We start from the raw sequence: 13,124 nt of genomic DNA, 5'->3' as shown, positions 1-13,124 counted from the left end.
TTATGTCAATCCCATTAAATACTATATACAGTTACTTTGAAACCGGAGACTTTCCTACGCAGGACCAATTTCAGGCTTCATGGTCATCATTCTGGCACAAAGATGAATCTATACCAACCAGTAAAATCACAGGCTTAGAAAATCTTTTACAAAATAAAGCTGATAAGTCGGTGTACGAGCTTCATCTTTCAGATCCTGAGGCACACACTGCATTTTTAGCCAAAAAAAATGCTTCCAACCTATCGGAATCAGACAGGCAGTCATGGAAAGCCGCCCTGAATGTAGGTGAGCTTCCGGACAATGTGGCCACGGTAGACAGTGATCCGTTAGTCGGTAATGTGTACACAAAATCTCAATCGCAGGATTTATTCATGATGATTGATGAGTATGTAAACAATGATGGGAAAATTACGGCTGACAAACTTGAAGCGCTTGCTCTGACCAGAATCTTTAAGGTCAATGAACATACACTTCAGGATTTTATGAACAATTCTGATGCATATGAATACGAGGAAAGCGACATTATTGCCGTTCCTTCCGCTGATTCTGAACCCAGATACACGCTGTATTTCTATATTGGAGGAGACAAAAAAGACATTAAAAGCTACCTTAATACCGGCGTTTCTACTATATCAATGTCAATGGTGGAAGGGTTGGCAGATGCCTTAAAACAAAAACTGGAAAGACCTACAAGGGATGGGAATTACTATCTTAAGCAGGATCAGGGCTTCACCCTGTGGTCACCATTACCTGAGCCTACCCTGGCGGATGTTGTCAATAAAGATGCCTATAGCCCTCAACCTATTACCTTTATAAACGGAGAAGAAAGACCTAATGGGATGCTGGGAATGAACCCTGCGACCTATTCGCTTTTCTTCGGAAATATGAATCCTAACCATACGGGGGTGTATAATATCGCCTTGGGGTACAACAATATGCCGTCTCTTACTACAGGATCATCCAATACGATTGTGGGACATTTTGCTGGGAAAGCAGTTACTACAGGAGGAGCCAACGTTGTCATGGGACTTGATGCCGCAACAGGGCTGACTACAGGGAATGACAATACGCTGATAGGCGTTTCATCCGGATATGGTCTTGCAGGAGGTAAAGGAAATGCTATGCTTGGAAAATGGAGTGGATGTTTCATTACCGGAGATAACAATACCTTCCTGGGATATCAGGCCGGGCAGTATTGGGGGAAAGGAGGAAGCGGCAAATGGTCGTCAAACATTGTCATAGGAGGAGGAACTACGGGGCATCCTATGGGAGTCTGGGGCGAAAACAGTATTATTATCGGATCCAACCTTGAACTGAACGGACAGCAGAACAATAAGTTTATCATTAATAACTTCCTGGCTAAAGATAATAATTACTACAAAACACACTTCATTGAGGGGAATTTTGCTGACCGATGGCTGAGGTTTGACACCAGCTTGCAGGTGCTGAGAATGCCTGCAGCAGACGCTTCATACACTAAAAATATAGTGGCGCGACCTGATGGTACTTTCGGGACTGAAGATAGGGTTGATTATATACCGTTAACAGGTACAAAGACTGGGAAACCGGTTTCAGGAAATATTGAATTCTCAAAAGACTTCCTGGCAAAATTATATTGCGGATCTTCTGAGCTGTACATCAATAACGGGCTCATTTCAATGCACGCTAACCAATCAAATATCTCAGTAAGTGATTTTGGCGCGGATATAACAGATGGAGTGAATGCTATTAATTTGAAAAGTGACACTTCGCACATCTCTGTTAAATCTAATGTTGATGGAGCAGGTCTGTTGGGTGCTGATTACTATGGCAAGAATTACGAACCTAATTCATTTGTTCAGAAACAGTGGGTTGAAGAGAGGATAGGCGGTATCGGTGACGTTCATCCTTATAAAGTATACATAGCGCTAATGCAATTCAGTGACGACGGAAATTTTGAGCCTCAATTCAACGTCCTTGAAAATACAATCGGTGATTTTGAATGGAAACGTCAGGATATCGGACGTTATATAGGATTCAATAAAGACCTGTTTAGCGGAAACCTGTGGATCAACAGTAATATCAATTATTACGATCGGGGAATGATCGTGGACTGCCGTTCAATCCGTAATTCCAAAGACAGCGTTGACCTTAATATTTTTAGAGTCAGTGAATATAATCCTATTGATCTTACCGGTGAAATCGGGATCATAGAAATTCGCCTTTATCCGGTAACAAACTAAAAAAAACATATGAAAGAAATACTAACCGAACATATAAGCACCTTTCTGGGACTCATGGTTACAGGCATTGCGGGATTTGTTTTCGGAAGAAAGAAAATAAATGCCGAAGTTGCCGGAATGGATGCAGACAATGAAGGTAAAGAAATAGAAAATGCAGACAAACTGGTCAAGCTGTACAAAGATGCACTTGACGATCTTGCCGGACGCTATGAGGTGAAATTTAAAGAATTTTCAAACCTTGCAGAAAGAAAGATTAAGCTGCTTGAAGAAGAAATAAATATACAGAAACGTATTAATGATCAGCTAAAAACTGAGAATACAAAGCTGAGAACAAAGCTTAAAGAAAATTGAATTATTAAAAAATCCTGTAATTTTTTTAGTAATACTGCCATGAAACACCCGCAAGGGTGTTTTTTTGGTTTTGTAAGAAAGGATCAACCATTTACTTCTAAAAAAAAACAGACATTTCGAAAACGTGTTCCGGCATTTGGTATTGCTGTCTGTATCAATTAAAACATACGTGGGTGATCCCGATTGTTCAGGTTATCTCAATAATTCCCTAAAAACCCTTTCCATTTCACCTTTATCCGTATTTCCTCCCTTAAGACTTTTAGATTTTTCTTCATTTTCTGCAACCGTCTTTTCCAAAAATCCGAACAGTTCCCAGTCATTGGGGTGATAGTAAGATTCTCCTTTAGTCGCTTTTAAAGCGATCAGATCTTCTATTTTTTTTCTGGTAAAATCATCAACCAAAACCAATAGCTCACTAAATAAGATTGGTGGAACCGTTCCTTTTTCTATGATCCATTTTCCGGTTAATGCCGTTCTTAAACAGTAAAAATAACTTTTCAATTTTACTTCATCACTTCTGCACGCTTTCAGGTATTTTTTGCTCATGCTCAAATAGTGATAGGAAACTGCTATCGGCGAAAAACAGGCATCTGCCAAAGGAGTGAACAGCTCCAAAAAAGTATCATTCTTTCTGTAAACGATAGGAGAATAGAACCAGCTCAATAAAGCCGCATTTGATTTCAGCAAAAGATGAAAAGTCTTTCGGAGATCCCATCCGGAACCATCCAGGTCATCCTCAGTCATGAATTCTATCGTCTCATCTTTATCCCACGGAGAAACATACCAGTCTTTTTCATGGCGGTAGATAAAACGTATATCATAATCACTGTCCGAAGAGGCAAAACCCCAGGCTCTACTTCCTGATTCTACGGCAAGAAGTATTTCTATGTTTCTTTCTGCCTCTATTTCTTTTAATTTTTCTAATATTCTCGGTCTCATTGTTTTAATTTATATTGCAAAGTAAAAAATGGAATGCGCAGTGTTTTTGCGTTGTGAATTTTAAGATACGCGTATGAAGTTTTTAAGCAGATTAATTTCAAATAATTTTCTTCACTTCAGCCCTGGTTGTAATTAAAAATCTCATATCTGTTATCTCAGATATGAGATCTAAAATCTTGACGCTCTCCTTAATTTCACTAATATTGCAACTTCATTATTCAACAAAAACGACGTATACATCCATGTTAGCAGAAGAACTACAACATAAAATTGATTTCAAAACAAAACCTTTGGGCGCATTAGGGCATCTGGAAAATCTTGCTTATAAAATTGGGAAGGTTCAGAATACCACTTCACCTCAGCTGTCAAAACCTCACATGATTGTTTTCGCCGCAGACCATGGTATTGCGACAGCGGGAGTAAGCGCCTATCCACAGGAAGTTACCTATCAAATGGTGATGAATTTTATAGGTGGAGGGGCAGCAATCAATGTTTTTTGCAGACAGCATGGTATTGAGATTAAGATTGTAGATGCCGGGGTAAATTTTGATTTCCCGGAAGGCTTGGATTTAGTCAATAAAAAGGTCAGAAAATCAAGCCGTAACATTCTTGAGGAACCAGCAATGACTTTTGAAGAATATCAGCAGGCGCTGGAAAATGGAAGATCTGTGGTTGCTGAAATTGCCGGAACGGGATGCAATATCATTGGTTTTGGCGAAATGGGAATTGGGAATACTTCCGCATCTTCACTGATGATGAGTCAGTTGTTTGATTTGCCAGTTGTAAGCTGTATTGGTCGTGGTACCGGTTTGAATGACGATCAGTTGCAGAATAAAATCAATATTCTGTCTGCTGTCATAGAAAAGTATCCGGGGATAACAAATCCGGATGATATTGCTCAAACTTTTGGAGGGCTGGAAATTGCCCAGATGATAGGCGCCATGGAAGAGGCTTTCCGTCAGAATATGCTGATCATGGTAGATGGCTTTATTGCTTCCGTTGCTGTAGCCACTGCATGGAAAAAAAATCCTGAAATCCTCAACAATTGTATTTTCTGCCATGTAAGTGATGAAAATGCTCACCTTCAGCTGATCGGACTTTTGGGACAGAAAGCTTTACTCAATCTGAATTTACGTTTAGGAGAAGGAACAGGCTGCGCACTCGCTTATCCACTGATTCAGAGCGCGGTTAATTTCCTGAATGAAATGTCAAGTTTTGAAGATGCACAGGTTTCAAATAAAGAATAGATGAAAATCCTGAAGAATGAACTGATTTATTTGGCGACGGCACTTATGTTTTTTACAAGAATTCCGGTTCCGTTTGCCATTCCGTATTCAAGTGAGATTATGAATCAATCTCAAAAATATTTTGCCTGGGTAGGATTGCTGGTAGGATTGCTGAATGCCCTGATCTTATATGGATCTGTCCAACTTTTTAACCTGGAAATAGGGATTGTCCTTATGATGATTGGCAGTGTTTTGCTGACCGGAGCTTTTCATGAAGATGGTTTTACGGATATGTGTGACAGTTTCGGAGGTGGGTACGGAAAAGAAAAGATCCTTACCATTATGAAAGACAGCAGAGTGGGAGCCTATGGCACGATTGGGATTATTCTTCTGTTTGCCTTGAAATTTTACAGTATTCAGGCACTGGGAACAATAGATTTGTTTCAGGTTTTGTGCATTATTGTTTTAGCTCATACATCAAGCCGTTTTATTTCGGGAACTATGATCTATACCCATCAGTATGTAACAGATATTGATGTCAGTAAATCCAAACCTTTAGCTAATAAACCATTGGAGGGGACCGCCTTACTGACGGGATTTATAAGTGTTTTGATTGCTTTTGCTTTTATTCCCGACTGGCGTCTGATCTTTGCTTTTGCGCTGGCATATTTAGGTAAAATGTATATGGGATGGTATTTTAAAAAACATATCGGAGGATATACCGGTGACTGTCTGGGCTCTGTACAGCAGGTTTGTGAAGTTTTATTTTATTTGGGAACAATGATCGTATGGAAATTCATCTGATCCGTCATACTGCTGTAGAAAATCCTGAAAATCTGTGCTATGGTTTTTCAGATATATCTTTGAAAGAGAATTATAAGGAAGATTTTAAAAGAATACTCCCGGATCATGATTTTGATCTTGTGGTTTCAAGCCCATCCTTAAGATGCCGTCTTTTAGCAGATCATTTTAAACTGGACTATAAAACAGATGATCGACTTAAGGAAATGAATTTTGGAAACTGGGAGCTAAAGAAGTGGACCGAGATTCCGGAAAAAGAAATCAATCCCTGGTATCAGGATTTTATCAATGTAAAAGCTTCAGGCGGAGAAAATTTGCTTGAAATGCAGGCTCGGGTCATTAGCTTTTGGACTGAACTTACTGCAGAGAAGAATATAAATAAAGCTCTGGTCGTTACTCATGGAGGAGTAATCCGCCTCATTGTACAGTATGTTTTAGAGTTTCCGTTACAGAACATCTTTAAGATTCAGATCGATTATGGGAAGAAAGTGATCATTCATTTCAATGAAGGATATTTTTATGTCCATAAAATGAATGTATAGAGAGAACTCAAATGTCTTAAGGATCCCATATTGTATCGCGTATCCCATCAAAGTAGATTATCTGAAAATCTTTGGATATCCGCATTCAAAAACTTTACCTCTTGAAAACAAAAAAAGAGGCTGTACACATGAGTGACAGCCTCTTTTCAATAAAATTAAATTCTAACTACTTCTGCCTTTAAGCAGTAATCTGCTTAGGTCCTTTTCCTTTGTCCTGTTCTTTTTTATCTAATTTCTCAGATATTTTTTTTACGATATATTCTATCGCAATAGGTGCTATAATTGCAATCAATGCTTTAAATATTCTTGATTTCATAGTAAGATTTTTTAATGTGCAGATTAATACAATTTCTGAGCCATTTTGAAATTTTCTTTGCAGATCGGGGTTTTACATGAAGTGATTTTTTAATGTGACAATTTTGTATTGTATGAAACTACGGCGGCAAAAATTCAAAGAATTTTTGCCGCTCCTATATGACAGAACAATTCCGATCCTACGAAGTTCTGTCATCAAAAATCTTAGATTTTCAGGAAACTGCTCCCCAAAAAAAATATGGTTTTAAAGGCTTCTGTCACCCTTTTGGTTAAAAAATAATATAGAATTATGACAGAAAATCAGTTTTCATCCGGAACAATTAATTCCTCATAATTTTTACATCCCGCCTTAAACTTATCCTGAAGTTTTAATCTCAGCTTTTTCGGGCGGTGCACGATCAGAGAGTCTCCAAAACCAAGAAGCAGTCTTTCCAGTTCATAATTTAACTGTACACAGATTTTAAACAGCGTACCACCTTCCTCATCGCTTATGGTTTCCTGGCTTTTATGAAGGGGCTTTGTTTTTACATAAGGAGCATTTGCGGAATCAACGAAGAAAACTACGTTCCTTGGGGCCATCGTTTCCGAAACGGTAACGCCTACAATATCTTTGAAATACTCATCACCATCAAGATCTTTATCAATGTAAGGCGTATTTTCATCTACGGAAATACTTTCCATCCGGTCTAAGGCCAGATTATACATTTTACCTTTGTGCTGGCAGATCAGGAACCAACGGTTATTAAATTCCTTCAGTAGCTGGGGATGAACCACATAATTGCTGGATTCTCGGGCAGTAAAACTGCGGTAAAGAATATTCAGCACTTTTTTGTTTGATATGCCTTCATATAGAATGTCAATATGTTCAAGCCCTTTCAGCTGTTCATTTTTATCCAAATGAATAATTGATTTCTGTCCGGTAGAATGGATGGAATCTTCCAGTTTTTGAATGACCCCGTTCATTTCTTTAAACATCGAAAAATCCTTGAACTGCTTAAGAATCTGAACGGCATTATTCATCGCTTTCAGATCACTTTCGTTCACGGAAATATTATGAATGCTGTATTCAGGATCACTGTAACGGTAGTATTTCCTTTCGAAGACCTCAATAGGCGCTTCATACCCGAATTTTTCACTTCGCATATTCTGCAGATCAAGCTGAACCGTCCGCCTGCTTACGTAAGATTCTTTTCCTTCAAATTCAAAAAGGGCATCAGAGCAGGCATCGATAAGATCTTCCAGTGTATATTTTCTGTATTTGTTCTTAAGGCATTTGTCTAATGTTTTGTAACGGATCAGAGCGTTTTTATTGGATGACATATTTTGTTTTTTGTGATTAGGGAAAGGGAAAAGGGAATAATGAATTTTGCGTCGTAAGTCAATTTTTTAATCGGTTTCATATTCACAATTCACTGGCGAAGCAAAATTCATGGTGGAATTATATAATTATTTCTCCTTCAATGCTTCTCCTTCAAAAGAAATTCCATCCCATCCATATTCCATAAAGTTTCTGATATTCTGGTGATCTGTTCCTTCAGGGTTTTGTAATACATCTTCTCTGTAGAAGTCACCAAAAAGAGGAAGGGTCTGCTCTTTGGGCAATTGGAGAAGTTTTGCAAAACTGAAAACTTTGCATGAACCATTGTTCTGACCTTCTTCATTGACAGTAGTTCCGTTTTTAAAAGAAGTAGGTGTAAAATCATAACGTTCATCAATATAAGCAATAACCTCTTTGAATTGAATGGTTTCAGGATTGTTTTTTAATTGTTCTAATAGCATTTTTTTAATTTTAAGCGTTGAAAAGTAAGTAAAAAGAGAGATCTGAAAGTTCTGCATTTTCACTTCTTTACAAAAATAAATAAAATATTTTTATCTACGCAGAATTATTGCGCACTTGTATTATTACTTTGCATTATCAAAATGAAAAGAACAATGGAATTTAACGGAAATCACTTAATTGAATTAGGTTATAGACCAGCCAAATGGTTTAAAGATGCCATTACCCATATCAACGAAAATAATCTGGATGAAGTTCAGATCACAGAATATCTGGATCAGTTCAAACAGCCTGATATTATTCCGCTTCATGAAACAGCGAAAGACTTTATCATCAATATCAGAGCGGAACATGAAGCCGAATCTGATAATGTAGAAAAAGTGATTGATACGATGAAAGTCTTAATGAAGACGCCAACTTTAATTAAGGGAGCAATTATGCCTGATGCCTGTCCGACAGGTCCTGCAGGTCAGATACCGGTAGGTGGAGTGGTCGTGGCGAAAAATGCCATTCACCCGGGATTCCATAGCGCAGATATCTGCTGTTCTGTAATGTTGACAGATTTTGGAGATGCAGATCCTAAAGAAGTACTTGATGCAGCTCATTCAGTGACCCATTTCGGATACGGAGGAAGACCGAGAGGTGAGCAGATGCCGGTATCTAAGGAGTTAATAGATGCTTTTAAAGGAAACTATTTTCTAAATGATGAAAGACTGATTAGTATTGCACGTGATCATATGGGAACTCAGGGAGATGGAAACCACTTCTTATTCGTAGGAAAGTCTAAGAATACAGGAAATACTATGCTGGTTACTCATCACGGTTCAAGAGCTCCGGGAGCAGCCCTTTATGATAAAGGAATGAAGGTAGCAAATCGTTTCAGAAAGGATATTTCCCCTGAAACATTGAGAGAAAATGCATGGATTCCTTTTGACACTGAAGAAGGTCAGGCCTACTGGGAAGCTCTTCAGTTGATAAGAACATGGACGAAGGAAAATCATACGAACATTCATGATGCGGTTTTAAATAAACTGGGTGCTGAAAAGAAGGATAGATATTGGAACGAACATAACTTCGTTTTCAAAGACGGTGACTTATTCTATCATGCCAAAGGAGCTACTCCGTTAGATGATAAATTTATGCCCGATATTACTGGGCCGAGATTGATCCCATTGAATATGTCAGAACCTGTTTTGATCGTTCAGGGAAAAACCAATGATAGAAACCTGGGTTTTGCTCCTCACGGAGCCGGAAGAAACTTCAGCAGAACACAGCATAAAAGATCATTGGCTCATAAAACAGTTGAAGAAATTTTCAATGAAGAAACCAAAGGACTGGATATCCGTTTCTTCTCCAAGGAAATTGATATCTCCGAACTGCCGAGTGCTTATAAAAGTGCAAAAAACGTGAGAGCACAGATCGAAGAATATGGATTGTGTGAAGTTCTGGATGAGGTGATGCCTTACGGATGTATCATGGCAGGTGATGTGGAGAAAAATGCACCGTGGAAGAATAAGAAGAAGTATAGAAAAGCATAGCGGTAAAAGCCTGCTTTTAATTCAAACCTTACAGGTTGTATAGCTTGTAAGGTTTATAAAATATTGAACAAAAACGGGGCAGTAGCTCAGATGGTTAGAGCAGTGATTACTTTCCGCTGATGGCAGACAAAGTTCCTGTTATACGGGTCACAGGTTCGAGTCCTGTCTGCTCCACAATACTGATGAAAATTACTTATATTTGAAATACCATTGAAGTGTTTTTATCATTAAAAAAATTACAAGGCATCCAGAGTTCCTATAATTGGTAATTACTCTCCGCCATTTTCAAAATAATAGGTAAAAGGAGTTCCTATATGTTTCTTTTAAAACCATACTCCTCACTTATTTTTAATGTTTATCAAGATGAAAACACTTCAATTATTTAATGCTGTACTGGCCAAAACAACAGAAACTAAACCTTTTGTTTCTGAGGAAGGTTTTGTGATCGAAGCAGATGCTGTTTGGGCAAAAGCCGAGATCATCAGATTTTATGCAAAGGAAAAATTAAACGGAAATGATCTGAACAAATCATTCCATAAGTCCTGGGAAAAGATCAGGAGCAGCACAAGAACCGAGCTGTTTATGGAACAGATCAATCACTATATGTCTACGTATGGAAGTTCTTTTCAGGATGAAATCTATATCCCTGATGAAATATTGAATGTTCCCAATGCAAAAATTGTTTTCAAAGTAATTAAAGCCTTTTCTGAACAGGAAATGACTGAAAAGTGTCTTTCCCTTTTGAAATCAGGAATAGCTCTGAAAGAAGAAACCATCAACGATTTACTTTCTGTTTTAACAAAAGAACTGAATTATACCTTTACGGGAACCGAAAATATCAGAAATAAGGAAGCCATTGTCAAAATAGCAGATATCTATAAAGTGTATCCTGCAAACCCGGTAGAATTTTTCAGATATGTGATTTATAAAACCACGGATACCACCCTTTTAATCAAGAATGATGAGCTGATTAAGGCAATCAGAGAAAGCAAATTTAATGCGTCAGCTTTATTCGAAAACTATGGCCTGGAAAAACTGGCTCAGATTTTCAACAGATTCAAACCTTTGTTTTTAGCCTATAAAAAAAGATCATCTAAAACGATTAATAAAATCTCAAAGCTGTCTAAAATCCATCATCAGCCACTCGTTTCCAATCCATTGAATGAGGCTACTCATATACTGCTGGAAAAAAGCGATCTGCACTGGCTGGATCATGCGACTCCGTTTGCTTTGTTTAAAGCTTTGTCGGCATGTTACCAAAGAATGTACGGACAGGATACCTTTGTGTACAGGATCAGAAATGGAAAATCATATGTCAAAGCAGGAAAGACAGGAACTGCGAGTGAAAAGAATTTTGATTTTATATTGAATTATTTAAAATCAAGATTTGATCTTTCCGGAAAGCAGTTTTATTTCCCTGAAAATATAGAGTACGGATTGCCTTCATCCGAAAAAATGTTTGTGGGAAACCTACCTGCAGGAACAAGATTTTTCGGAGAAAATCTGGCGGTCGGGATCTATTGGGAAAATGCCTGGGGAGCTGCTGATCTTGATCTTTCGGGACTGAATATCGGAGGGAAGGCCGGATGGAATGCTGCTTATAACCAGGATCAGGGAAATCTGATGTATTCCGGAGATATGACTTCTGCACCCAATGGTGCTGTTGAGTATCTGTATGCATCCAGAGGGTTGAGTGCTCCGACTTTGATTATGAATAATGTTTATTCAGGGAGTGCGGATTGCGGTTATAAAATTGTAATCGGAAAAGGAGACCGTATTTCAAGAGAGTATATGATGAATCCTGATCACCTTTTCGCAGAATTGAAATGTAATTCTGTCCAGCGACAGACTATCCTCGGAATGCTTCTTCCAAAAGGAGAAAAGCAATGTTTTGTATTGCTTAATTTCGGAGCCGGACATACCCATGTTTCAGGGAATTCTGAGATATCAGTGATGGCAACTAATGCTCTTTATCAGCAATGGTATGAGCCAATGTCATTTAATATGCTCGTCATGGAACTGGGAGCTTCAGTCACTTCTGAAAAAGAAGAAGCCGACTTTGATTTCTCATTGGAAAGTCTTGAAAAAGATAGCTTCACAAAGCTTTTTAAATAATATAATACTGCCATTTTGATTGATAAAATCAGAATGGTTTTGTATTTTAAATCCCGTCATATAAAATCATAGATTCCATTTTTCCAGCCCAATACTTTGGAAGAATCAGCTTTCAGCCAGTTTTTCAGAATCGTGGCATATACTTTTCTGAAATCTTCAGTATAAATCAGATCGCCTTCGTTCAGTTTTTGAAGATCAGGAAGGGCATTCAGAAGCCCCTTTTTTTTGAGACCTCCGCTGATGAAGAACATTTGATTGGCGGTCCCGTGATCCGTTCCGTTGCTTGCATTTTGCGCTACCCTGCGTCCGAATTCTGAAAATGTCATCAGCAGAACATCATTGAAAATTCCGTTGCTTTTGAGATCTGCTACAAAAGACTTTACCGCTTCATTAATGTCGCTGAACAGCTTGGCCTGTCTTTCATTTTGGTTGACATGGGTGTCAAAACTTCCAACCGAAAGATAATACACCTGCGTATTGATATCAGATTTAATCAATGAAGCAACAGTTTTAAAATCCTTTCCCAGCTGTGAATTTGGATACAACTGATCTGTTTTTTTTGACTTGCTTTTTTCAAAAATATATTCTGCATTATTGATGGTCGAGCCAAGGGTCTGATATAAATAAGAAACCGTTTCATCATCGTGATGATGGTCATACAGAGATTTAAAATACTTTTCCTGACTCGTCTGATACAGTCTTTTCGGATCCTTGAAGGCAAATGCTTTATTGTTTTCTCCTTTCAGCGCAAGACTCAGCATATCGTCTACTTCCAGTGCCTGGGTAGGATGATCGCATCGGTAGCATTCTTCATCCAGAAAACGGCCCAGCCATCCTGTTTCCAGAAATTCATCGCTTTTGCTTGCAGAATGCCAGATATCCATACTTCTGAAATGGGATTTGTCAGGATCCGGATATCCTACATTATTCATCACCGACAGTTCTCCATTATCGAACAGTTCCTTAAAGTAGGAGAGTGCCGGATTGATTCCCGTTTCATCATTCAATGGGAGAGAATCCTTGATCGCAATACTGTTTCTTTCTTTAAAGTAAATATCATTTTTCGTAGGAATGATGGTGTTTAACCCGTCATTTCCACCAGTGAACTGCAGTACGACAAGGATCTTCTGATTCGGCTCAAGGGCTTCGTCCAGCGTCATTGCTTTAAGGAAATTAGGCATCATCAGCGATGTCGCAGCTAATGAACTTATTTTAAGGAATTCTCTTCTTTTAATTAACATAGTCTTCTTTTTAGGTTAAAGATTGCAGGACTTGGCTGTATTTTATTAATTGGAGGC

12 protein-coding genes and 1 pseudogene are annotated in these 13,124 nt (G+C 38.3%); 8 read left to right on the top strand and 5 right to left on the bottom strand.

Annotated features, from left to right (window positions below; genetic code table 11):
* Positions 1 to 2 precede the first annotated feature (2 nt).
* Positions 3 to 2,222, top strand: coding sequence for a hypothetical protein (locus tag IW16_RS05610; protein ID WP_034740792.1), 2,220 nt, complete (start codon positions 3 to 5; stop codon positions 2,220 to 2,222).
* A 9-nt stretch (positions 2,223 to 2,231) separates the two neighbouring features.
* The gene (locus tag IW16_RS05605) at positions 2,232 to 2,573 is read left to right on the top strand and encodes a hypothetical protein (protein WP_034740787.1); all 342 of its coding nucleotides are present in this window, start codon (positions 2,232 to 2,234) and stop codon (positions 2,571 to 2,573) included.
* Between the two features lie 192 nt (positions 2,574 to 2,765).
* Here IW16_RS05605 and IW16_RS05600 read toward each other — a convergent pair whose 3' ends face one another.
* Positions 2,766 to 3,512 carry a nucleotidyltransferase domain-containing protein gene (locus IW16_RS05600; protein WP_034740784.1) on the bottom strand — a complete coding sequence of 249 codons (747 nt, stop codon included), beginning with the start codon at positions 3,510 to 3,512 and terminating at the stop codon, positions 2,766 to 2,768.
* 242 nt (positions 3,513 to 3,754) lie between these two features.
* Here IW16_RS05600 and cobT point away from each other — a divergent pair, with 242 nt between their 5' ends.
* From cobT to cobC, 3 genes are read left to right on the top strand one after another with little or no spacing between them, the layout of a single operon-like run.
* Positions 3,755 to 4,759 (top strand): nicotinate-nucleotide--dimethylbenzimidazole phosphoribosyltransferase, encoded by a 1,005-nt coding sequence (gene cobT / locus IW16_RS05595; protein WP_034740781.1) that lies wholly within the window; start codon positions 3,755 to 3,757, stop codon positions 4,757 to 4,759.
* A complete protein-coding gene (locus tag IW16_RS05590) occupies positions 4,760 to 5,542 on the top strand; it encodes an adenosylcobinamide-GDP ribazoletransferase (RefSeq protein ID WP_228376911.1) in 783 nt (260 codons plus the stop codon).
* Positions 5,527 to 6,081 carry an alpha-ribazole phosphatase gene (gene cobC / locus IW16_RS05585; RefSeq protein ID WP_034740778.1) on the top strand — a complete coding sequence of 185 codons (555 nt, stop codon included), beginning with the start codon at positions 5,527 to 5,529 and terminating at the stop codon, positions 6,079 to 6,081. Before IW16_RS05590 ends, cobC begins: the two co-directional genes overlap by 16 nt.
* Before the next feature lie 178 nt (positions 6,082 to 6,259).
* Here cobC and IW16_RS26530 read toward each other — a convergent pair whose 3' ends face one another.
* From IW16_RS26530 to IW16_RS05575, 3 genes are all read right to left on the bottom strand, one after another.
* Positions 6,260 to 6,397, bottom strand: coding sequence for a hypothetical protein (locus tag IW16_RS26530; protein ID WP_165571959.1), 138 nt, complete (start codon positions 6,395 to 6,397; stop codon positions 6,260 to 6,262).
* A 299-nt stretch (positions 6,398 to 6,696) separates the two neighbouring features.
* Entirely contained in the window at positions 6,697 to 7,716 is a 1,020-nt protein-coding gene (locus IW16_RS05580) for a helix-turn-helix transcriptional regulator (RefSeq protein ID WP_034740776.1), read from the bottom strand.
* 126 nt (positions 7,717 to 7,842) lie between these two features.
* Positions 7,843 to 8,175: a HopJ type III effector protein gene (locus IW16_RS05575; RefSeq protein WP_034742607.1), complete on the bottom strand. Its 333-nt coding sequence runs from the start codon at positions 8,173 to 8,175 to the stop codon at positions 7,843 to 7,845.
* A 153-nt stretch (positions 8,176 to 8,328) separates the two neighbouring features.
* Between IW16_RS05575 and IW16_RS05570 the strand changes: the two genes are divergently transcribed.
* The 3 genes and pseudogenes from IW16_RS05570 (at position 8,329) to IW16_RS05560 (ending at position 11,826) form a co-directional block, all read left to right on the top strand.
* Entirely contained in the window at positions 8,329 to 9,711 is a 1,383-nt protein-coding gene (locus tag IW16_RS05570; protein ID WP_034742606.1) for an RtcB family protein, read from the top strand.
* Between the two features lie 75 nt (positions 9,712 to 9,786).
* A pseudogene (locus tag IW16_RS05565) lies at positions 9,787 to 9,885 on the top strand.
* Positions 9,886 to 10,074: 189 nt separating this feature from the next.
* Positions 10,075 to 11,826: a hypothetical protein gene (locus IW16_RS05560; RefSeq protein ID WP_131327841.1), complete on the top strand. Its 1,752-nt coding sequence runs from the start codon at positions 10,075 to 10,077 to the stop codon at positions 11,824 to 11,826.
* 56 nt (positions 11,827 to 11,882) lie between these two features.
* Here IW16_RS05560 and IW16_RS05555 read toward each other — a convergent pair whose 3' ends face one another.
* Entirely contained in the window at positions 11,883 to 13,067 is a 1,185-nt protein-coding gene (locus tag IW16_RS05555; RefSeq protein WP_034740772.1) for a DUF1501 domain-containing protein, read from the bottom strand.
* Positions 13,068 to 13,124: the final 57 nt, after the last annotated feature.

The organism is Chryseobacterium vrystaatense (genome assembly GCF_000737765.1).
Taxonomy (GTDB): domain Bacteria; phylum Bacteroidota; class Bacteroidia; order Flavobacteriales; family Weeksellaceae; genus Chryseobacterium; species Chryseobacterium vrystaatense.
This window is presented reverse-complemented; position numbering and strand designations above follow the sequence as displayed.